Origin of the sequence: Methylophaga nitratireducenticrescens (assembly GCF_000260985.4) — a bacterium.
GTDB lineage: Bacteria > Pseudomonadota > Gammaproteobacteria > Nitrosococcales > Methylophagaceae > Methylophaga > Methylophaga nitratireducenticrescens.
Window position 1 is genome coordinate 1,875,403 of record NC_017857.3, and the last position, 21,883, is coordinate 1,897,285.

Annotated in this window: 16 protein-coding genes; 8 read left to right on the plus strand and 8 right to left on the minus strand. The window is 41.7% G+C overall.

What is annotated here, in order from left to right:
• Nucleotides 1–153 precede the first annotated feature (153 nt).
• Entirely contained in the window at nucleotides 154–1,695 is a 1,542-nt protein-coding gene (locus tag Q7A_RS09000; RefSeq protein ID WP_202971526.1) for an LA2681 family HEPN domain-containing protein, read from the plus strand.
• A gap of 63 nt (nucleotides 1,696–1,758) precedes the next feature.
• Here Q7A_RS09000 and Q7A_RS09005 read toward each other — a convergent pair whose 3' ends face one another.
• From Q7A_RS09005 to Q7A_RS09025, 5 genes are read right to left on the minus strand one after another with little or no spacing between them, the layout of a single operon-like run.
• The gene (locus Q7A_RS09005; RefSeq protein ID WP_014707041.1) at nucleotides 1,759–2,208 is read right to left on the minus strand and encodes an antitoxin Xre-like helix-turn-helix domain-containing protein; all 450 of its coding nucleotides are present in this window, start codon (nucleotides 2,206–2,208) and stop codon (nucleotides 1,759–1,761) included.
• A 57-nt stretch (nucleotides 2,209–2,265) separates the two neighbouring features.
• The gene (locus Q7A_RS09010) at nucleotides 2,266–4,311 is read right to left on the minus strand and encodes a MerR family transcriptional regulator (protein WP_014707042.1); all 2,046 of its coding nucleotides are present in this window, start codon (nucleotides 4,309–4,311) and stop codon (nucleotides 2,266–2,268) included.
• A complete protein-coding gene (locus tag Q7A_RS09015) occupies nucleotides 4,308–5,384 on the minus strand; it encodes a TniB family NTP-binding protein (RefSeq protein WP_014707043.1) in 1,077 nt (358 codons plus the stop codon). The genes Q7A_RS09010 and Q7A_RS09015 overlap by 4 nt, the downstream gene beginning before the upstream one ends.
• Entirely contained in the window at nucleotides 5,381–7,396 is a 2,016-nt protein-coding gene (locus Q7A_RS09020; protein WP_041354481.1) for a Mu transposase C-terminal domain-containing protein, read from the minus strand. Before Q7A_RS09020 ends, Q7A_RS09015 begins: the two co-directional genes overlap by 4 nt.
• Complete coding sequence (locus tag Q7A_RS09025; RefSeq protein ID WP_014707045.1) at nucleotides 7,332–8,099, minus strand: PDDEXK family nuclease; 768 nt, start codon at nucleotides 8,097–8,099, stop codon at nucleotides 7,332–7,334. The genes Q7A_RS09020 and Q7A_RS09025 overlap by 65 nt, the downstream gene beginning before the upstream one ends.
• Nucleotides 8,100–8,231: 132 nt before the next feature.
• Between Q7A_RS09025 and Q7A_RS09030 the strand changes: the two genes are divergently transcribed.
• A complete protein-coding gene (locus tag Q7A_RS09030) occupies nucleotides 8,232–8,957 on the plus strand; it encodes a helix-turn-helix domain-containing protein (protein WP_014707046.1) in 726 nt (241 codons plus the stop codon).
• Nucleotides 8,958–9,106: 149 nt separating this feature from the next.
• Here the strand turns inward: Q7A_RS09030 and Q7A_RS09035 are convergent, their stop codons facing one another.
• The gene (locus Q7A_RS09035) at nucleotides 9,107–9,427 is read right to left on the minus strand and encodes a helix-turn-helix domain-containing protein (protein WP_169712027.1); all 321 of its coding nucleotides are present in this window, start codon (nucleotides 9,425–9,427) and stop codon (nucleotides 9,107–9,109) included.
• A gap of 78 nt (nucleotides 9,428–9,505) precedes the next feature.
• Between Q7A_RS09035 and Q7A_RS09040 the strand changes: the two genes are divergently transcribed.
• The 6 genes from Q7A_RS09040 (at nucleotide 9,506) to istB (ending at nucleotide 16,857) form a co-directional block, all read left to right on the plus strand.
• Nucleotides 9,506–10,783: a hypothetical protein gene (locus Q7A_RS09040; RefSeq protein WP_014707047.1), complete on the plus strand. Its 1,278-nt coding sequence runs from the start codon at nucleotides 9,506–9,508 to the stop codon at nucleotides 10,781–10,783.
• Between the two features lie 12 nt (nucleotides 10,784–10,795).
• A complete protein-coding gene (locus tag Q7A_RS09045) occupies nucleotides 10,796–12,898 on the plus strand; it encodes an AAA family ATPase (RefSeq protein WP_014707048.1) in 2,103 nt (700 codons plus the stop codon).
• Nucleotides 12,899–12,901: 3 nt separating this feature from the next.
• Nucleotides 12,902–13,519, plus strand: a complete 618-nt coding sequence (locus Q7A_RS09050; protein WP_041354482.1) for a hypothetical protein — start codon at nucleotides 12,902–12,904, stop codon at nucleotides 13,517–13,519.
• Between the two features lie 10 nt (nucleotides 13,520–13,529).
• Nucleotides 13,530–14,366 carry a hypothetical protein gene (locus Q7A_RS09055; protein ID WP_014707049.1) on the plus strand — a complete coding sequence of 279 codons (837 nt, stop codon included), beginning with the start codon at nucleotides 13,530–13,532 and terminating at the stop codon, nucleotides 14,364–14,366.
• A 197-nt stretch (nucleotides 14,367–14,563) separates the two neighbouring features.
• Nucleotides 14,564–16,099: an IS21 family transposase gene (gene istA / locus Q7A_RS09060; RefSeq protein ID WP_041354483.1), complete on the plus strand. Its 1,536-nt coding sequence runs from the start codon at nucleotides 14,564–14,566 to the stop codon at nucleotides 16,097–16,099.
• Nucleotides 16,100–16,110: 11 nt separating this feature from the next.
• The gene (istB, locus tag Q7A_RS09065; RefSeq protein WP_014706061.1) at nucleotides 16,111–16,857 is read left to right on the plus strand and encodes an IS21-like element helper ATPase IstB; all 747 of its coding nucleotides are present in this window, start codon (nucleotides 16,111–16,113) and stop codon (nucleotides 16,855–16,857) included.
• Between the two features lie 544 nt (nucleotides 16,858–17,401).
• On the opposite strand, the gene Q7A_RS09075 is transcribed toward istB, so the two are convergent.
• Nucleotides 17,402–18,550: a ribonucleotide-diphosphate reductase subunit beta gene (locus Q7A_RS09075; protein ID WP_014707051.1), complete on the minus strand. Its 1,149-nt coding sequence runs from the start codon at nucleotides 18,548–18,550 to the stop codon at nucleotides 17,402–17,404.
• Entirely contained in the window at nucleotides 18,550–21,417 is a 2,868-nt protein-coding gene (locus Q7A_RS09080; RefSeq protein ID WP_014707052.1) for a ribonucleoside-diphosphate reductase subunit alpha, read from the minus strand. The genes Q7A_RS09075 and Q7A_RS09080 overlap by 1 nt, the downstream gene beginning before the upstream one ends.
• Between the last annotated feature and the right edge of the window lie 466 nt (nucleotides 21,418–21,883).

A 21,883-nucleotide genomic window follows, 5' to 3' on the forward strand; every position in this document is an offset into this window, starting at 1 on the left:
ACGGCTACTCTTTAAATGCTTGTTTAAGCTGATACCGGTAGTTGTTCTCTTTTTAAAAATAGAATTAATTATCAGGTATTGATCATGGACATCATAGATGCTTCCCTAAGTTGAAAGAGACGACTAAAAACCGAAATGACTTATGAATCGCCCATGACCGATTTAGGACGGTTGGAGGATCAACAAGCGATGTTAGTTCTCGCCGAATTCATTGATCACGCCTCAGATACAAGCAATTCAGAGCAAGCCAAACTCGCGCTAAAACTATGTGACGAATTAGCCAAACGCGTGCAGGGAACGTTGAAAGTCGAGCTTTACTATTTTAGAGCCAATGCATGGTCAGTTATCCGACACGTAAAACATAAAGATGAGTCTACTATTTGGCTCTGGGATCAAGATGAATTACTACAGGAAGTTTACTGGTTGCGAAGTGCTATTCGTTCAGATGACTTCGGAGACTTAAGTGAAGTACGCCAATGCCAGATTTTGGTCAATACGGGCAATATCTTGAGTCATATAGGTAGACTGATTGAGGCGATCGAGTATTGGCAAAGGGCATTAAATATCTTACCCAATTTTGGCATGGCTATGGTTAATTTAGGTTTGGGCTATGAGACTTATGCCAAGATGCTTTATGACCAAGGCCATGCGGTGGTTATTTTTAAAGAGGCTTATGATGTATTAACTGGCATTTCTAACCAAAGGATACTCTGGGAAGATAATGAATTTGAAATAATAAAAAAACAGATGCTAGGTCGAGCCTCGCAAATTGCAGAGCACGTAGATTTTAGTGCTTTAGATAACATTTCACTTGATGGCTTTTCATTAGGGAAAAGTAAAGTTGAACAGAACTATCGGCAATGGACATTGGATAATAGTCTTTATATCAACCCTTTAAATGAGATTGGAACGTTTTCTATTGCTGCACAGGATGTCATGCACCTGCCCAGTATGATAACGAATATTGATGAGCCGCCTTATCTGTTTGGTTTTTATAATCAACTAAAACAAGAGTATGTTTCTGCACGATATTTACTATGGGAAGGTATTACGGAGTCAGAAAAGTACAATAAGCATTTTTCGGATAATGACGTTTACCTTTTAAACACATTAGATTCAACAGCGTATGGTTTAGCAATAGAACAGATAAAAATCGCATTTCGTTCGACATACTCGTTATTCGACAAGATTGCCTACTTTGTTAATGACTACTGGGGGCTCAAAATTCCAGAAGCCAAAAAAATAAACTTTCAATCAGTTTGGGTTGATACCCATAAAGGTGTAAAGCAATTACGTTCTGAGTTCATGAAATATCCAAATTTAAGTCTACGAGGTTTGTATTGGATTAGTAAAGACTTCATCGAGCAAGATAACAGCAATGAATTAGTACTTGGTAAGACAATGGAACCGGAAGCTGACAAGTTACGTACGATTCGAAATCATCTTGAGCACAAATACTTAAAAGTCCATGACAATATGTGGGGATATACAGATGAAAAGTGGGGTTCATTCTTTTCTGATCAGCTTGCATATCATATCTCCCATGAAGAGCTGTCTCAAAAGACGATTCGTCTGATTAAAATGGCTAGAGCTGCTCTGATGTACTTATCAATGGCGGTTCATCAGAGAGAGAAGATGAAAGCCAAGGAAATGTCAGGTATATCGATACCATTTGACTTGCCTAAATGGGAATAAAGTTAGAATAGATAACGAGTTGTTGCTAAATTTAATCAGGCACCATACTTAATTCTGCGGTCACTAAAGAAAGACTCCATGCTCTATTTGGTGCAGTATGTTGATGAGTTTCTCAATTTTTTGATCTGACTTTGCATGCTCAAGTGGGCTTATACCATTGAGGGCTTTTTTAGGTGATTTGAGCCATCTGAGTGCTGAGCCATGATCCCCCAAGACTTTGTTTGCTATGACAATCATAATTGTCAGTAAAAAAACACGCTGTGATTCATTTTTATTCAGTTTTCCGGAGGATTTTCTTCGAGATAGAGTGCGAATGGATACATTTAACAATTGACTTAATTCCAAAGAATTAAGTGCCAACTCGTTTTGTAGCAATTTGAGACAGCTAGCGTTCAGGCCATCATTTATAGAATGGTTCAGTGCTTTTTGATTCTTGACATAGATACCAAGAATATCTGAAGCAGTATTCAGTTCATCATCAGAAATAGCCAAAGCATTGAAATTGAAGGTCACGGTTTTGTCATCCTAGTTTAACTGCTTATAGATCAACAGCAAGCTGAGATAGCTTACCTAACTAGATATTGAATAACACTGATAAATCGGATGATTGTCAGGATAAAGCTTTATTTTCTTTTCCTTTTTACCAATGATCAATGTTGGTTTCAGCAATCCTATCTTTTCAAGGTTGATACAGAAGCTTCGTTGCCGTCCTATCTGTTTGGCAATGTGGGTGGAAGTTTTATTGTTAATCCAAAGACGTTGTACCACAAGAAGATCTGCGTTCTTTATTAATCTACGGTTACCCAGTTTATACTCATCTACAAGCCCAGAAATAATCCAAGTCCTTCTGAAGGACTGGATGGATTGATCTGTGTAATCTTTGGCTCTATCGAGATCGATATAATCATTATTTATTTTGTCAGCCAGATTGTCTACGTCACTTGCACGGAACAAATAATGGCCCTTTGAGTTCTTGCTACCCGTAATCCATCCATCACGTACGACAAATCGGATTTGATAAGTATCTAGATGTAATTCTCTAGCCACTTGCTGGCTTGTTAGCGTGGTTGCGGACGAGGACATGTCATTTATTCGCTTTCGTCCAGCAGGTGATTTGTACGGTCTGTTGATTAATATTTCATTGCTAACAGAATTCAGATCAGAGCGAGCGAATAAGTATGTTTTTCCTTTATCAACACCAGGGCCGCTGATAGGAAGCAGGCCCAAAGATTGTAATCGACTTGATGTGGTAGTAACTGGAAGGTTTATTTCTCGGGCAATCGCGGAGGCAAATACATATTTTTGGTTAAAACTTTGGAGCTCTTCTTTTTTTATACTCCACTGAACAGCACTTACCTGTGTGCCTTTGGTTGCTTTGATTAAACCAATTTTTATTAAATGACGGATCGATTCCGCATTAGCTTGAAGAATATGTGTGGCATCACAGAGGGTGAGGATTGATTGTTGGCTTAATGATGGTATTGACCTAGTTGAGTGGTGTGCAGGAAGCGGAGTGTTCTCAACGTCCTTTTTTACCAACGCTGCCACTGAAAAATGGGATGCTATTGAACGATTATTCTTCCATAACAACTCTTTTTCTGAGTTGAACGGTAGCCACTTTGAAATCAATAAAAGATGATTTATTTGTTGAAGATCAAATTTGCCCGCAATATCCCGATGAACTAGCCCTTGTTTTATGAAGTTGTTGAACCTAGCACGACTAATTCCAAGTAACAGCTCTGCATCTTTTCTAGTGATAAAACTGAACTCAATGTTTAAATTTCTGAGATTAATTGTTTTTACTTCAAGTAATTTTTTAATTAAAAGCTGTGTGCCACTATCAGAAGCAGATAATAACGGTAAAAAGAGTATTCGTGGGTGTACTCCAAAAGCATTTTTATCCTGTTCTAACTTAGGCCATTTACCTGTCATCAAGTGATAAAGATAATCAGATTGTTCAGCTTGAGATAGATGGACACTCAGCTGAGACCACCATTCAAAAAGACGCCTTAAATTAGACAGCACCAAAATCTTCTGTTGGTTATTACCCTTAACAATTTTAGTCAACAAAGCCGCTCGGTTCTTATGCAGTGGTCTGACCAGTGATAAAGCTGTTTCTGGATCGCAACCACAAGTGAGAGGCACTTGCTCATAACTCCAGGGTGTTTTGCAGACAGGGCAGCTGGTATCTAAAAAGACCTGGTGTTTTGGGCAGCCTATAGCAGCAAAATGCTCCCAATCGGCAATGGTATATCCTTTTTCTAAATAACAAGGAATACAGACTTTTTCTGTACTAAATTGCAGATCTCCTATCTGTACCTCTAACCCTTGCCAGAGAACACTATCTTCTCGCCCATTCCCTGTTCTTTTGTAAGAAACTCGTCTCCGACATCCGTCAGTGATACCAAGCTTTTCACAAAGACTTTTATACAACGTTGGGTTTCGCGCCACATAGCCGATCATTCCCACAGAATGATCGATATTAGGAGAGAGGGAATGCAATAGCGAAAGCAGGTTTGTATAACCATTTCCAATGGCAGCTCTTCGCAAAAGACTCATGGGAGATTCATTCAGTTGAGCTGTGGGGATAAACGGAAGAGCAGTAATTCTATTCATGCTGCATGCTCACATAATAAGAAATCTAGCTGCTCCATTCCGAGTGTAAATGGATTTTGGAATTTCCCGACTTCTTTTTGAGCATGTCGCTCTCTTAATTTTTGCTGTTCTGCAGCAGCTTTTTTAGCATTTAAGTTGGCTTCCTCAAGTTTTTGAAAAGCTTTAGTAAAATGAGTCATATTAATTTCGTGGCTCATTTCAGAATAAGCAATACATGCAGCATTGATGACGAGAGTTTTTACCTTCGATGGATTACCGCCTGTTGCTAAATAAAGTCGTCGCGCATCATCTGGGTTGTCGCAAAAATAGTGGATTTCTCTAAAATAAGGAGAGGGGCCAGTACTTAATACTATTTCGCTAGCTTCGAGTAGCAACTCATCTGTAAACGCGACCAACAAACTTTCCGGTTGTGTCGGTTCATCAAAAGGGCTCAGATAATGCGTGTTCGTAAACCTTCGGGCCAATTGGTCATCAGCTCTGATGATATCCAGCAGCTCAGGCATTCCCATCAAAACGAATGTGGCTTTAGTTTTGTTGGTTAACGATTTAATCCAGTCTAAGGATTCTCTTAAACGCGTACTAATACTCAGATTTTTATTTTTCGCTCCTAGAGAGAGCAAGTGCTGACATTCATCAAGAAAAACGACTTCAACATTCGAATGATTCAAGTGATAAATCAATCTTTCTGTTAAAGCATGTGAAGTTTGGGATAGGCCAGAGTTATCTCCCACCGCTTTTAATAACTCAACGGACATGGCTTTGGGGGTTACTGGACTTGGTACAGAAGAAAAAATGGCCGGCACGTCCAATCTCGCACCTAATTGAAACTCAATGTTTTTCGGGCAGTGAGTTTGTTGATACAAGTCCATCAAAGACGACTTGCCACATCCTGAATCGCCAATGATTACTGCATGTTTATTTTCGACTAAAATTTCATTATCCGTCATTGTACGTTTTACTAAGTCGAAACCACTTTGAAGTTTATGGTGTTTAATAATGACAGAGGAGAGTTTACTGGTAATTTCTGCCATGTCTTGTTTCATAACTTTTTCAGTTTGATATTTCTGGCTCATAATGGGGCCCTCTTATTGATGTGAGTGATTTCGAATTGGCTCTTAGGTTTGTTTCTAGGCATGACTTGTTTAGATGGCAGAGTTTTAGAATGGTCCTGCTCTGGATTGGGAGCATTTCTTGTGAAATTTTCAGGTTTAGGAGTCAAGTCAGCTTTATTGCCACTTTTCTTACTGCGCTCATCAGTAGTAATTTTTTCAACGTCCTTTATTCTCCGACGAGCTTTCAAATCACGTAAGCGCTCTAGCTTCCGTTTAGCAACTTTGTCATCTGCATGACCGAGTGCTGCGTAATATTCCAGCCGATATTCATAAAGCTCTCTGTCTTCCATACGTGTCATGCGGGCTGTGATTCGTTTTTTCTTCAGTTCGTCTTTGAGAAGTTTGTGTTCGTATAAGGACAAGTTATATGTATAGCCTGGGGTACGTGAATAGGCTTTGTGGAAGTTGGTAGGTTCGTCATTTGTCGCGACATAGACTTCAGAAAGATTGAGCTCATCAATGCGAACGATGACTTTTCGATCTTTAGTGAGTCGTCGTCTGGTCATTTCCCATGTTGTCAATGAAGGACATTTCCATTGCAGTCCATGAACTTCAATTTTGCCTTTGGAGAGAGTGCATTCACGTTCATCACGCAATAAAATCTCTGCATCTTTAAGGCTGAGGGTGTTTGGGTAACAACTAGGTGATTCTTCATTCCAGACATCAATCGGAGCCCTTTCCAACGAACGATGCACGCGAAGGTGATAAACGTCTTCGATCCAAGTCTCGACATGATGACGAAGATCATCAAGGGTGAGTCTTGCCATAGCCTGAGAGTTGTAATCACCACGCTCTGTTGGATTTGAGAAAGTGGTTCCAGATAGTTTATGGATTAGATCTGTATTTAATGTCCGGAAAAAGCGTTCTATAAGCGCTTTTGCATTCGGATCTCTGGGCTTACAGGCCTCAACCAATATATTGAGTTTGTTGCAGGCTTTTAGAAAACCCGAATCCTGATAATCAGCACCGTTATCAATAATGAGCTTACTGGGAATGCCTTTTGGTTGGGTACTATCATTTACGACTGTATTTCTTAGCGCGCGTAGCAGGGTGGCACCACAGAAAGGGGCTAATGAAATATAGAAACCAAGGATGACACGAGTTCTAATGTCTATAAAAGCTGTTAGGAAAGGGCGGCCAATGTCATCAAAAGTGCCATCTTCATTTTCGCGAACAAGCACAACATCCATCACCTGACCATCAGCCATGACCATTTCGAGTGGTTCTCTTGCTACAAAGCTTATACCGGCTGCTCGAAATCTTCGGTTTGTAAAGTGTCTACCGTGCCGGCGAAGCGATACTTCGTAACTATCCATTGTATTGATAAACCGTCTGAGCTTTTCTTTGGATGGAATCTCAAGTTGGTCGTCATGGCTCGCATTGTACTCAGCGATCAGAATTTGAATTTCTGCCATAACCGCAGATTGAGGGTTCTTCTGTCGATTCAAATAAACGCTATTTACGGCTTTTCTCAATATCACTAACAGTTCTGGATTTTCGTTATTGATATCAGAGCGACTGGGTTTAAGTTTTGGTAGAAAAACACGACGGTCGTATTTACCATCAATCCAAAGCTTCACCCAACCTGCAACACTAGAACTTGCCGGCGGTTTTACGTCCCCAATTTCTAGCGCTGTTTGCCTGATGGTTTTATGTATCTTTTTCTGCGAACGAGCGTGCTCGTGATTTTTATACACTGATTGGACATATGCTAGTTTTCGATTGAATACCTGTAATTGTTTCTCAGTGAGACTGCTAAGCATCCCTTCATCGATCGTGGGCGGGGTATATGTTATTTCCAGATCACCTTGTTCAATTAATTCATTAATTGTTCCAAAGTTTAAGTGTCTCTGTGACCCTCCATGTTCAGGGCTAAGACGTATACCACTGTCACTGACAAAAGCGACTTCAAATGGGTAAGCAGATATCGTGCACCGTGCCCCAACCTGAAGTAGAGAGTCGGTTATGTTCATGATTCACTCCTATTTTTGAATATTCCGCCCAAGGCGTGTTTAAGTTAAATGTCAGCATTCCACTTGCTGCGGCTGTTTCGATGATGTGTGGCCTGAATCCACACTCGATGGCATATTCCCTGAGTTTTTGCACCGTGGTTATTTGCTCATCAATACAGTGCAAAAGTTTGTTTCGTTGATACGTAGTAAGCTTTATGCCGAGGCCTTTTTTGAAGGCTTGGCGAATTTGTAAAAATGGCTGCCGGCATAACTGTTTCTCAGTCATGATGAAATGAGGGATATGCGCCTGTTGGAGTAATGTTCGGATATGCTGCATCCGTACTTTCACTCGAGGGCTGGATAAACGACCTTCGGGCTTTATGTCTATCACAGCAAAACCATCACCCAAGTCGACTGCAAAGTCTGGGGTAATTTTTCTTCCGTTAGGACCTGGTAATTCTATTGGTTGACCACGATATTGCTTAATGTCTGGATTAAGCTCTAGAGCCAACGCCATCAATGGTTCTAAGCTTCCTTCACACCCAATAAAATGACCACCATTTTTAGGGGAGGGGAACAAGAAAGTTGGGGTATGTGGTCGGCCTTTTCTAAGTTTTCGTACCCCTTGCAAGATACCGGCAGAGTCCGGGCCTTTTGCAAACGCTTCAACTAATTCTCGATGGATAGTCAAAGGTTTGATGCTTATATCTGACTGTATTGTCATTCGAACCTCTAAGAAATTTATTTACTCAAAGCTTCATCATATTTGACGCCGTTTTACTGTCCCAATATATTGGGACTAGAAGCGTTTTGTCAGAAATAGCAAAGAATTCCTTTTACTGGTATCGGATCGAAAATGCGTAAAAAGAAAAATGAGATATCAACTCAATCGATGGAAGAGTTTGGGCGCTTTATGAAGTTTCTTCGATGCCCTGAAATTTACCAGTACAAGCTCAAAATGGCCGAAAGGTTTGAGGCAATGGATAATGTTTCAGGTTTGCAAGAACTATATCAATCTGACCTTGCGTTCTTCGACGAGTTATTCCCAGACGAAGAATTGCCGGAGACGTTTCGTGAGCTCCAAGCGAGTGCCCGACGATATAAGCTGAAGATGTATTCGCTGAGAGACTTGGCAGATGCTTTGGAAATAAGTAAAAACACCTTGCATGATTATGAGCAAGGCAAAAGATATCCCTCGGTCGAGTTTATCTATGACTATTGCGAAGTCCTAAAGATACCAGTCGATGAAGTATTAAATGAATGGTTGCGTTGCCACCCAAAAGAAAATATCCGAGGCCATGCCTCTGCAAGACTAGAAAATTATTACTTTCACAATCTTTCAAGTAGTTTCAACGACGAAAAAAGGGTGCTAGCCAGAGAGTTTTTTGCTAAGGCGCTTTTGTATTCGTTTTCCCGTAATCATTTTGTTTTGCCCGATGGCGATAAGGTTAAGGCGGTTGCAAAAATAATGGGTGTATTAATTGATGGTGTTTTGGCACAAGGCTTATCCCTTGAACCAGATAATATTCAACTTAGCAGTATTTCTAGTAACGAAGATAATATTGACAGATTTGATTTATAAACTGGAACTTATCATTTGCTTTAGTAAGTCTGGCGTCCGATATTCTATAAGGGGATTGAAACGGAAAATTTCAATTCCAATAAAAATTTCTCGACGATCATTGAACTTCAACAAAATAAATGAAAAGAGGTGGGGGTTAATTATGCGCACTATAATTGTTCAAATAGTTTGGTAAGTCGAATTAACGCTTTTTTGTCCCTAATGGATAAGCTTGATATTTGGTGAGCTACACTCATCAATTTTTCATCAGTATCAGATAATGAAGCTGAATCTAGAAAAGAGATACCAGCTTTATCGCAAAGTTTTCTCGCTATTTCACTTCTTGAGCTGAAGTTACCATTATATATTCTTGAAATCCAACTTTGGCGCGTTCCAAACTCAGTAGCCAGATCCTTTTGGGTTATTCCTTTTTTTTTGAAATACCGACGCAATTTAGCGCCAGTTTTTATAGTTATATCATTTGCATTCAAGTTTATAGACTCTCTTATAATATACGTATATAATAAAAATATATACGTATATTTTATTAATATAAAGGAATTAGGTCAATGCATATTTCCGAAAGGAATATAAGGAATTTCATAGGTAGCCAAGATTTGTCTGTACCTATAAGTACTGCCCAAGGTGTAAAAGATGTTCCTTTTCAGAGATGGTTTAATTTCAAGGAAGCGTTTTCTCCGCAGTTTGTTATTGACTCTATTGCCAAGACGCCTATTAAAGTGAACGAAATACTAGATCCTTTCGGTGGGTCTGGTACAACGGCATTAACTGCCCAACTACTTGGAATAACTCCAACTACGATTGAGGTGAATCCTTTCATTGCAGATTTGATACAGAGTAAGCTTCAATCATACGATTTAGATTCGCTGATTAATGACTGGATGGATGTAATAAGAAGTGTTGAATTTCATGATCCACAATTGGAAGAGCTGTATTCTAATGGCCCAAGTACATTGTATAAGAAGAGTGGAGTAGAGCGATGGCTTTTCAAACCTGATGTTTTGAATAGAATTGCTCAGTACAGAATGGCGATAGAAGCACTTACTGATAGTGTTAATAAATGCCTTTTTAAAGTGTTACTTGGTTCCGTTTTAATCCCTCTTAGTAATGTTGTCATCAGTGGGAAAGGGCGTCGCTATCGGAAAAATTGGCAATCTCGTGTGGTAGCTAGTAGCGATGTCGATAGACTATTAGAGAAAAAAGTGAATGAAGCCATATTTGATATTTCAAAATACTCTGGCAGAAGGCTAAGTAATTATTGCCTTCATAGGGGGGACTCGCGCTTGAAGCTCAGCGAAGTGCAAAATAGTGATTTGGTTTTGTTTTCTCCGCCATACCCCAACACTTTTGACTATACAGATATATATAATGTTGAGCTGTGGGTATTGGGCTACCTAAATTCGTCGGAAGAGAATAAAACTCTTCGACAAAATACATTCAGATCACATGTACAAACTAAATTTGATGTTGTATCTCCACCTAAATCCACAACGCTTTCTGATACATTGGAAAAATTAAATGCAGTTAAAGAGCAGCTTTGGAATAAACAAATACCAAATATGGTAGGTTCTTATTTTAGTGACATTGAAGCAATATTGAGGGAATCCCAACGAATACTAACGAAAGGTGGAATGGTCGGTATAGTTATCGGTGACAGCCGTTACGCAAATATAAGAATAGACACTGCACGAATTACAAAAGAAATTTGTAATAATCTAGAATTGTCTTTTAAAGAAGAAACAACAATAAGAATAATGAAATCAAGTGCCCAACAGGGCTGGGCTAAAGATCTAGATGAGACAGCGTTATACTTCGTAAAAGAATAAAAGGAATTAGTTTTGATTTGTTTTCCAGTACTTAGAAATTTAAAGATTGAGAACTATCAACTTTACAAAAATGAAAAAAGCGATGGCTTAGAGCACAATTTCAACGGCGGGGTGCATTTAATTGTTGGCATAAACGGCCTAGGAAAAACGACTCTACTCAATGGGGTCTACAGATTGTTAGTTGGTCCAAATGATGCTCCAAAAGGTGGAGAAAAAACACTTGGTAGTAGCAAGAATGAATTAACCAGTTGGAGAAGAAGAAAGTTTTTTTCAAGCAGAGTCAAAGATGGCGCCCTAGATGCAACGATTGAGGGAATAATTAGCTTTGGTGAAAGAAGAATCAAATTAAAAAGAAAATTATCGAATCTAGAAGTTATTAGCCTATCTATCGATGATGTTGATATTGATGCTAGCCAAGATATATATGAAGAAAAAGTTGTAGAACTATCAGGGCTTCCATCTTTTATAGATTTTTTCTCAGTTGTTAAATTTCTAGTTTTCTTTTTGGAAGATCGATCAGACTTAATTTGGGATCACATGTCCCAGTTTGAAATTTTCCGAATACTTTTTTTCGATAGAGAGTCAGCAAAGGTTGCTGCTGAATATAGGGATGAAGCCAGGAGTGCTGACAGTAACTACAGAAATTTACTGGCGTCTGTAAATAAAATAAAGGATGAGCTTGATCACTTAACTTCTGATGAAACAGAAACTAATAGTAAGGAATATGCTTCAGCAATTGCTCATTTAAATGGTATCGAGGGAAGATTAGCGGAGATAAATGACGAACTTTCCGATAATAATGCTGAAATCACCAACGCAAAAGTAAAAATAGCTCAATCTCGTCGAGATTTTGATGAGTACAAATTTGGAATTGAAGAATCCCAACACAGTATGCTTTCAAAGCACTTCCCAAATTTAGATGACACCATAAAGATTTTACTTGGTAATTTATCATCTGGTGGAGGATGTTTTGTTTGTGGTAACGAATCTGAAGATGCATATTATGTAATTGAAAAATCTATAGAAAAGAAACAATGCCCCGTTTGCCACTCTACTGAAAATGTCCAAGAATCTTTCGCCAATGTGGTTAGTGAGCCAGAAAGAGCGGCAGCAGAAATTGAACGATTACATAAAAAATCGCTACAGTGTTTAAAAGATCATGAGAGCCAAAAGTTAATACTTCATGGGCTTTATATAGAACAGGGACGCTTATTAGAACTCATTAGTTCTACATCAAAAGAAAGAGAAATATGGTACCGAAAAGTTGCTTCTATTGAAAAAACTTTACCGAGTGATGATTCGGATGCACAGGAGTTGGCTAAACAGTTAAAAAGTTGGCAAGGAATGCTACAGCAATATGACGACACAAGGAAAAAGAAAACGCTAGCTTATAGTCAAGAAATAGCGCTTCAGGGAAAATCGTTTGATGACAAACTCAAGCTACTAAAGAAAAAATTTGAATACTACTGCTCACAGCTTCTTGCTGAGACAGTAATGCTAGAGCTTGATTATTATGAGGGGCCTCTTGGTCAAGGGGGGAAGGAAAAAGTAAAAACACCATATTTTAAGGTCAAAATGACGTCTGGAGTGCATACTGAGCACCCCGAATATAGGGAGTCTGATGAGCAAGTTTCAGAGTCACAAAGGGAGTTTATTGATTTAGCATTTAGGCTTTCATTAATTGATATCGTAACTGAGTCAGTTAACTCGCCGGCAATGGTTGTCATGGAAACACCTGAAGCTAGCCTTGATAGTATCTTTATGCATGAAATCAGCAGGTTGTTTCGCTCTTTTGGTGATAAGAATAACGGTCAAAATGTATTCTTGGCTTCAACAAATCTCAATCAAAGCTCAATGATATCAAGCTTGCTTGGAGCAGAGGATATGCCTGAGCACATAGAGCAGAATAGAAATCAACGACTTTCAGGTAAGCCAGGAAGTGTGCATAACGAACATTTACCTCTGTCAGTAATAGATATAAGTAATCGGAAGAAACACATAATCAATCTGCTAGAACTATCAGCACCAAATGCAGCTTTAGTTAACTACAGAAACTATTACGAACAATTATTCAACGATGCGATTTATCCTGACGCTGACAACCAAAAGGATTAGGGCATGAATAGCAATCCCTTCTTAGCAAGTAGAGCGTGGCTTTTAATGTTGCTTGAGGGTGCAGAGCGGAACGGGATAAACACAATCCAGATGGAACAGCTTCATCGATATATTTATCTTGCGAATGTTCTCTCACCTGTCTGTATGTTAGTAATGCCTGAGTCGTACACACTAAAACATATGAGGGGGCCTTATTTTCCTAAAGCACAATGGGATATTGGTAGATTGATACTGCAAGGTTTTGTCGAATCAAAAAACTTCAAACCATTCAGTGATGACAATGGTTTTTGGCTCGCTGCGGATTTCAGAATTACCAAACGTGGAATTCTGTGTATAAAAACGCTTGCTGAGTATAGTTATTTTCGTGAACAAGCTAACTATTTAAGAGAGTTTATGTCTGCGTGCTCTCTTATACCGACCCAAAAAATTAATACCATTACTCAGCTAGATTTCCATTATGCCGCAGCATCTGAGGGGGAAGGCGTTAAGTTTTCTGAGATGGAGGGAAACCTTAGCAAAAAGGCTGTAGTACTAATGTTTCCAGAAGACAGAGTATACACGCCAACCGAAGGTGTACATAGATATATTAACTACCTAGATGAAGTTTCAGTAAGCTCTTAAGGAATGAGAAATGAGTCAACCCATATTGCAACTAGACGACAACATTCTTAATAGAGTCAAATCCAATATACCCGAAAATACGTCACCCTTTGCGCAGGGGGAAGACGAAGAGCAATATCGTTTCACATCCTTTATTTGCGAATACTTCCGGAATCGAAATGCCCTTAATTCTATGCCGAGTTCAGGTGTGTCATATTTTGTGTTCATCCCGCCCGAATGTATAAGAGATGTAGAAAATCTCGGTATTGGAATTGCTTCGCTTAGGAAAAATAAAGGCTACGATTTACCGGGTAAGATTTTTTTATGTTTGGATTCTTCCCTTAATAAAACTAGAGTAATTCCATTTTCTGGTAATGATGATAGCGTCTGGAATCAATTAGAAGAAAAACTTCATGAAATAGAAGCAGTTTGTGGTGAAGGTCTTTTTCATGCGATTGTCGATTATGCTATTCAAACTATATCTGTGTTTTTAACTGAAAAAGATGAATATGAATTATTGATTCATTATGGGAAAGAGCAAGAACGCTTTTCAAAAGAGGATGTTGATAAGTTTTCGAATGAATTCCACGAGCGAGAAACAAAGCTTCCTACTTGCGGAATGATGATTTGGGATCATCAGGGGCAATATAAATTGATTGATAAAGCTGAGGATCGAATCGCTCTTAGGTTTACACTAACACTATCAGCAATTCTGGGGAAAGATAATGTTAGTCAGGAGACAAGAGGCGCGCATGGTAGAGCAGATGTCATAATTCATACTAGAGCAATGGTGGAAAGCCAGGGGCCATGCGTCTTGGAGTTCAAAGTGCTTCGCAAGGTGCATGTTTCGGCTGAATCCGATCACTGATTTCGGTTCAATCCGATCACCCATTTCGGTTTAATCCGATCGCCTGTTTCGGTTTTATCCGAACACTTTTAGCCTTTTTCCGAAATCACTGTTCGGTTTACCGAAGCAAGTGTTCGGAATGCCGAAATACCGTTCTTTTTCTAACTAAATCAATTGGTAAGCTTTCCTGACGTAACTTTACTGAGGAATGGCTGACCATGGCTAGAAAGAGAACACAAATGAACAAGATAAAAGATATCCTGAGACTACGATTTGACGCAGGTCTCAGCTTAAGAGACGTCAGTAAATGCTGTGCGGTTGGCCCTGCGACCGTCAGTGAAATTCTATCCCGTTTTTCTGCCAGCGGACTCACTTGGCCATTGCCAGAGCAATGCAGTGACACCGAGCTTGAAAATGCCGTCTATAAAGGCAGAAACGTCTCACGCCACAAACGCCAGCCTGATTTTGTCACCATGCACCATGAGCTCAAACGCAAGGGCATGACCAAACTGTTGTTGTGGCAGGAGTATCGAGAGGAAGAACCGGCAACCGCCTATGGTTACACCCAGTTCTGTGAACATTACGGTCGGTGGGTAAGAACACAAAAACGCAGCATGCGACAGCTGCATCTTGCCGGGGACAAGCTGTTCATTGATTATTGCGGACCGACTGTTCCGATAATTGACCCCAACACGGGTGAAGTCCTCTACGAGGCACAAATCTACGTCGCAACGTTGGGTGCATCGAACTATACTTATGTTGAAGCGATGCGCTCGCAACAGCTGCAAGACTGGATCATGGCACATGTCCATGCCTTTACGTTCTTCGATGGCGTGCCTCAGCTTTTAGTCCCCGACAATCTGCGTTCAGCCGTGACCAAAGCCAGTTCATACGCGCCAATACTGAATGAAAACTATGCACGTATGGCCAGGCACTACGGCACGGCCATTATGCCGGCAAGACCCTATAAGCCGAAAGACAAATCCAAAGTTGAGAATGCGGTACTGATTGTGGAACGCTGGATCTTGATGCGTTTGCGCCATGAGCACTTCTATACGTTATCGAGCCTGAATCAGCGGATACAGGAACTGCTGTTTGAACTTAACCACCGTCAACAACGCGTTCATCCAGGCTCACGTTATGAGTTGTATATCCGGCTGGATAAACCGGCATTGATGCCTTTACCAGCTTACGCTTATGAGTATATCGACAGCAAGCAGGCACGCGTTGGACCTGATTATCATGTGCTGTATGCCAAACATGCTTACTCGGTACCACATCACCTTGTTGGTAAAAACGTCACGTTAGAAGCAACAGCACAAATTATCTGTATCTATTACCAGGGCAACGTCATTGCTCAGCATCCAAGAAAACATCAGCCTGGTGGCTTTACCACCGTCAAAGAGCATATGCCAGAAGCCCATGTAAAACAGCGCTGGAGTACCGAGCGATTACTTGGTTGGGCTAACAACATCGGTAGCGGGTGCCGTACGGTGATCACTTCACAGCTTCAACGACGACAACACCCTGAACAGGCCATTAAAAGCTGTCTGGCCATCCTCACGCTTACCAACAAATATGGACAGGAACGACTTGAAGCTGCGTGTCAAAAGGCATTGCTGCTTGAGCAGCCACATTTAAAAGTGATTACGAATCTCTTGGTGAACAACAAAGAACGCGACACCAGCTTTACCGGTGCTGATGAGCAACCGGTTAATCACCACAACATCCGTGGACAACACTACTACCAATAAGGACGCTGACCATGAGTTTATCCTCATTGCATGAACAGTTAAAAGCACTACGGCTGGGCCACTTTTGCCAGGCACTGCAACAGCAACAAGCACAACCCAACACCTACGCCGATATGAACTTCGAAGAGCGGCTTGGGCTTTTGGCAACCCATGAACTGTTGTGTCGCGATAACACAAAAGTCACGCGCCTGGTCCGGCAGGCAAAGCTTCGTTTTGATGCTCGCCCCAGTGGTATCGACTATCGCAGTGACCGGGGGCTTAAGAAAGAAAAAATAGCCACATTACTGAGCGGACAGTACTTACATTACAACCAGAATATTATCATTACCGGTGCCACTGGCTGCGGCAAAACACATCTTGCCTGCGCCCTGGCAACACAGGCTTGCGAGCAACATCACAGTGCCCGTTACTATCGGCTCGGTGAGTTGCTTGATGAGCTGCATGTTGGGAGAGCTGATGGTTCATACCGGCAACAACTCACTGTGCTGGCTAAACGTAAGCTACTTGTCCTTGATGACTGGGGAATGGAAAAGCTGACCGCACGTCAGGCCAACGATTTACTGGATGTGATGGAGCTGCGTTACCAACAATCCAGCACTATCATCGCCAGCCAAATCCCCACCGCAGAATGGTACACACTGATACCCAGTCCAACAATCGCAGATGCATTGCTCGATCGTTTACTGCACAACAGTCACCGTATTGAACTAACTGGAGAATCGATGAGAAAACTAGACCAATCCGATCACTTAGCGTAAAAAAAGCATTATGAAAAAGAACGGCTAACGGGTGATCGGATAACTCCGGAATCGCTGTTCGGAATCACCGAAATACGCAGCAAGGGGCATAGCGAACAAAGCTGTGAAAAATGGCTTAGCGGCGGCATTCTTCAAGTGTTAGATTATGGGAAAGATAGAGAAGCCAAAAGTCATTATTTAATGGTTTACGACGGGCGAGAGAAGCTTGGGAAGCTTACATCAATAGAGAAGAAAACTGCTGACAATAATATTATTTACCTCCATTTCGAAATGTATAACACTGTAGATGGTGAAAGAAAATCTAAGCTAAGTAATACAGTGCAAGATCAATGAATTAAGGGCTGTAAATTGTCTTACATAGATTATTTTCATTAAAGATGTTTCTTGTAAATCTAGTTTTAACTTTTTTATAAAATACCGTTCTGTCTTGCGAATCTAGAAATAATATTTAGAGAAGAGGGCAAATCCAGCTTTAGTATTTTTTAGTCTAGATTTAACCCTCAATAATCTCACTTTTTGTATGTCCCTACGTTACGCGACAAAATCAATCCCATTTCAAACCGCCACCTGTTTGGTACTCGGTAACTTTTGTCTCAAAAAAGTTCTTTTCTTTCCGCATGTTAGCCTGTTCATCCAGCCAGGGCAGGGTAGCTTCGGCACCGGGGAAGGGTTCTTCGAAGCCGAGTTGTTTGGCACGGCGATTAGCGGTGAAGCGGAATTGGCCATGGTGGGCTTCTTTTGAGTAACCCAGAATTGGGTCGCGCAGGATGTAGCCACCGTAGGTTGCTTCAGCTGCATCAGCTTCTTCGAACATTTCCTGGATTTTCTTTGGATCCAGTTTGACATTTTCCTCTTTAATGATTTGTCTGCAAACACGAATACCGAACGATGCATGCATAACTTCATCTCGCATGATGTATTGCAGCTGTTCGCCAGTACCTTTCATCAGGCCACGACGTTGCAGGGCAAAGATCGGTGAAAAACCATTATAGAACCAGCAGCCTTCGAATATGCCGGCGAAGAACGCGTAGGACATGACGAAGTTTTCCAGTTCGTCTTTATCACGCAGATCGATATCGCTACGCATAACAGTATCGAGACGCTTATTGGCGAGTTGGATCTTTTGGTAAATCTCCGGTACTACGCGGTAGCGGTTGTAGATTTCACTTTGATCCAGACCAATGGTTTCGATGCAGTGCTGGTAGGTCCAGGTATGCAATGCTTCTTCGTACACCTGACGTGCCTGATAAATCTGCAGTTCCGGTGCGGTCATTTTTTCCATTACCGCCAGACCGATATTACGCATGGCGAGAATATCGGAGGTGGTCAGGTAGGACAGTACGTTTTCATAGACATGACGTTCTTCCAGTGTCAGTTTATGACGGTAGTCATGAACGTCTTGTGCCATGTTGATATCGAGCGGTGTCCAGTGGTTTTTGTTGGCGTTTAAGAAGTAGTTCCATGCCCATGGATATTTGAATGGCGCAAGCTGATTGATATCAGCTAGACCATTCACCACGCGTTTGTCGTCAGCATTTACGGCTTTGGCATTTAATGGCAATTCACCGACACTGGCCGTTGACGGTTCGGGAGTGTCGAGTTCATTAGCTGCTTGCTGCATAGGCGGCAGCAGTTCGTTGTCGACTTTGTCGGTTGCCGGTTTTTCGGCAAGTGGATCATCCCAGTTAAACATTATTGGCAAGCCTCGCAGTCTGGTTCCAAGATTGAACAGGCTTTCGGTGCGTCGATACCTTCGCCTGAAATAAAGTCATCTTCTTGTTTGGCAACCGGCTTTAACACAGGTGGTGCAGTCGGTTTAGCAGTTGTTGCTGTGGTGGGCACGGTGCTGGTTTTCTCGGCACCGGTTGCGCCCATTGAACGTAAGTAATAAGTGGTTTTGAGGCCACGTACCCACGCGAGTTTATACAGATTGTCCATTTTCTTACCGGATGGTTCCGCCATGTACAGGTTCAGGCTTTGTGCCTGATCCAGCCATTTTTGACGACGTGATGCGGCTTCAATCAACCAGCGTGCATCCATTTCAAATGCGGTGGTGTACAGCGCTTTCAGTTCAGCTGGCACACGGTCAATCGCTTGCAAGCTACCATCGTAGTATTTGAGGTCATTGATCATGACATCATCCCACAAACCACGTTGTTTCAAGTCTTCAACCATGTATGGGTTGATGACAGTGAACTCGCCAGACAGGTTCGATTTAACGAACAGGTTTTGGTAAGTCGGTTCAATTGACTGGCTGACACCACAGATGTTTGAAATCGTGGCTGTCGGTGCGATCGCCATGGTGTTTGAGTTACGCATGCCTTGACGTTTGACTTTGTCACGCAGTGCATCCCAATCCATGGTTTGGCTTTCATCTTGTTGCAGATATTCGCCTCGCGCTTCTTTAAGGATCTTGATGGAATCAATTGGCAGAATGCCTTTGCTCCACAAGCTGCCTTCGTAAGATTTGTATTTGCCACGTTCTGCAGCCAAATCAGACGATGCATCAATCGCGTAGTAGCTAACCGCTTCCATCGATTCATCAGCGAATTTCACAGCTTCTTCGGTGCTGTATGGAATACGCAGTTTATATAACGCATCCTGGAAACCCATGATGCCCAGACCGACAGGGCGGTGCAGCAGGTTGGAATGACGTGCTTGTGGCACACTGTAATAGTTGTACTCAATAACGTTATCCAGCATACGCATGGCTGTTTTTACAGTACGGTTTAGTTTTTCTTTATCCAGTTTGCCGTTGGCATCAATGTGCTGAACCATATTGATCGAACCGAGGTTACATACCGCGATTTCCTGATCAGATGTGTTCAGGGTGATTTCAGTACACAGGTTTGAGCTGTGAACGACACCGATATGTTGTTGCGGGCTACGCAGGTTACATGGATCTTTAAACGTAATCCAAGGGTGGCCGGTTTCAAACAACATGCCGAGCATTTTGCGCCACAGGTCGGTGGCAGGCATGGTTTTGAAATTACGGATTTCACCACGTGCCGCTTTTTCTTCGTATTCAGCATAGGCTTTTTCAAATCCCAAACCGGTCAGATCATGCAGATCCGGCACTTCTTCTGGTGAGAACAAGGTCCATTGACCTTCTTCAGCCACACGCTTCATGAACAAGTCAGGGATCCAGTTGGCCGTGTTCATATCGTGGGTACGACGACGATCATCACCGGTGTTTTTACGCAGATCCAGAAATTCTTCAACATCGATGTGCCAGGTTTCAAGATATGCACACACCGCACCTTTACGTTTACCCCCCTGGTTAACGGCAACGGCAGTGTCGTTAGCGACTTTCAGAAACGGCACAACACCTTGTGATTTTCCGTTGGTGCCTTTGATATGGGCGCCCAGGCCACGAACACGAGTCCAGTCATTACCCAAACCACCGGCATATTTAGATAGCAGAGCGTTATCACGCATCGCGCTGTAAATACCGCTCAGATCATCTGGCACGGTTGTCAGATAGCAAGATGATAATTGTGGACGCAAGGTACCGGCATTAAACAATGTCGGAGTAGAGCTCATAAAATCGAAAGACGACAGCAGGTTGTAGAACTCGATGGCGCGGGCTTCACGATCGATTTCATTGATGGCCAGACCCATTGCCACACGCATATAAAAGGCTTGTGGTAATTCAAAACGGGTGCCATCGCAGTGAATGAAGTAACGGTCATACAGTGTTTGCAGACCCAGGTAAGTGAAGCTGAAATCGTTTTCCGGTTTCAGTGCGCTACCCAGACGTTCCAGATCATAGAGGCTGAGTTCTGAATCAATCAGTTCGTTTTCAATGGCGGTTTTGATGTAAGTCTTGAAATAGTCTTTATATTGATCAGCCATTTCGCCCTGTGATGCCTGGCGAGGGCTTTGGTAAACAAAACTCAGAGCTTCACGACGGATGCTGTCCATCAGCAGGCGAGCAGCCAGAGTGCTGTAAGCAGGATCTTTTTCGATAAAGGTACGAGCAGACATTACCAGTGCTTTTTCGACGTCTTTTTCGGAGACACCGTCGAAGATGTTGCGTTGGGTATCACGCAGGATGGCTGCGTTATCTACCTGAGCCAGACCTTCACAGGCTTCATCAATCAGGTTACGCAGGCGGTCGATGTCTAACGGCTGGCGAGTGCCGTCATTCAACGTGACATGCAGTTTGCTTTCATTGGCAGGTTGCGGGTGTTTACGTTCTTCTTCAGCACGTTTTTGAGATTGCTGTTCACGGTAAACCACATAGGAGCGGGCAACTTTATATTCACCGGCACGCATCAAAGCAAGTTCAACCTGATCCTGAATATCTTCGATATGCACTGTGCCGCCATCATCCAGACGTCGCAGCAAATTTTCACTTACCTGACGGGTAAGTTCGGTAACGGTTTCATGAATACGTCGGCTATCTTTGGCTGCTTCACCTTCAACGGCTAAAAATGCCTTGGTCAGCGCAACAGCAATTTTGCTACTATTGAACTCAGTGACTTTGCCGTTACGACGAATAACTTTATAGCCGGTTTCAGAGGAGGGTTGGATATAGTGTTCTGCTTCGCTCGCCATAGTGATTTTTCCTGCATTGTGTGTTAAGGCTTTAAAGGGCAAACCACAACAAATTGTGGTCGCAACATGATTGAACCACAAGATAATGTGTTTTTAAAGTCTTAGCAAGGGGATAAGTTGCACATAAATTGTGCATTAGATGTGGATAACTTTGGGACGATCAGGCGGTAACTGAGATGTCATGCGAGATCACCAAAATTTCTCCTATTTTGATGAAGAAAAAATATTTTTTGTTTAATTTAAGGTCTGATCAACTTTCATGAGCAGCTCTATAGATTCAAGATAAAAATTAACATATTGTGTGGTCAACATGGAAGCAGCCCATGAGTAAAAACACCGTATGCGCAAGCTGCCTTCGCTGCTTATGCGGAACACTTTCAGTTACAACAGAGGTGACACTAATCAGTGTAAAAATGCTTAGAAAGTTTACCCCAACGAGTCACAAGATCATGACTCGTTGGCTTTT

Bases quoted from the DNA above. Each gene is read 5' to 3' on its own strand.
- Q7A_RS09000 (WP_202971526.1), top strand. From the start codon at position 154: ATGACCGATTTAGGACGGTTGGAGGATCAACAAGCGATGTTAGTTCTC.
- Q7A_RS09010 (WP_014707042.1), bottom strand. From the start codon at position 4,311: ATGAATAGAATTACTGCTCTTCCGTTTATCCCCACAGCTCAACTGAAT.
- Q7A_RS09015 (WP_014707043.1), bottom strand. From the start codon at position 5,384: ATGAGCCAGAAATATCAAACTGAAAAAGTTATGAAACAAGACATGGCA.
- Q7A_RS09020 (WP_041354481.1), bottom strand. From the start codon at position 7,396: ATGAACATAACCGACTCTCTACTTCAGGTTGGGGCACGGTGCACGATA.
- Q7A_RS09025 (WP_014707045.1), bottom strand. From the start codon at position 8,099: ATGACAATACAGTCAGATATAAGCATCAAACCTTTGACTATCCATCGA.
- Q7A_RS09030 (WP_014707046.1), top strand. From the start codon at position 8,232: ATGCGTAAAAAGAAAAATGAGATATCAACTCAATCGATGGAAGAGTTT.
- Q7A_RS09040 (WP_014707047.1), top strand. From the start codon at position 9,506: ATGCATATTTCCGAAAGGAATATAAGGAATTTCATAGGTAGCCAAGAT.
- Q7A_RS09050 (WP_041354482.1), top strand. From the start codon at position 12,902: ATGAATAGCAATCCCTTCTTAGCAAGTAGAGCGTGGCTTTTAATGTTG.
- Q7A_RS09055 (WP_014707049.1), top strand. From the start codon at position 13,530: ATGAGTCAACCCATATTGCAACTAGACGACAACATTCTTAATAGAGTC.
- istA (WP_041354483.1), top strand. From the start codon at position 14,564: ATGGCTAGAAAGAGAACACAAATGAACAAGATAAAAGATATCCTGAGA.
- istB (WP_014706061.1), top strand. From the start codon at position 16,111: ATGAGTTTATCCTCATTGCATGAACAGTTAAAAGCACTACGGCTGGGC.
- Q7A_RS09075 (WP_014707051.1), bottom strand. From the start codon at position 18,550: ATGTTTAACTGGGATGATCCACTTGCCGAAAAACCGGCAACCGACAAA.
- Q7A_RS09080 (WP_014707052.1), bottom strand. From the start codon at position 21,417: ATGGCGAGCGAAGCAGAACACTATATCCAACCCTCCTCTGAAACCGGC.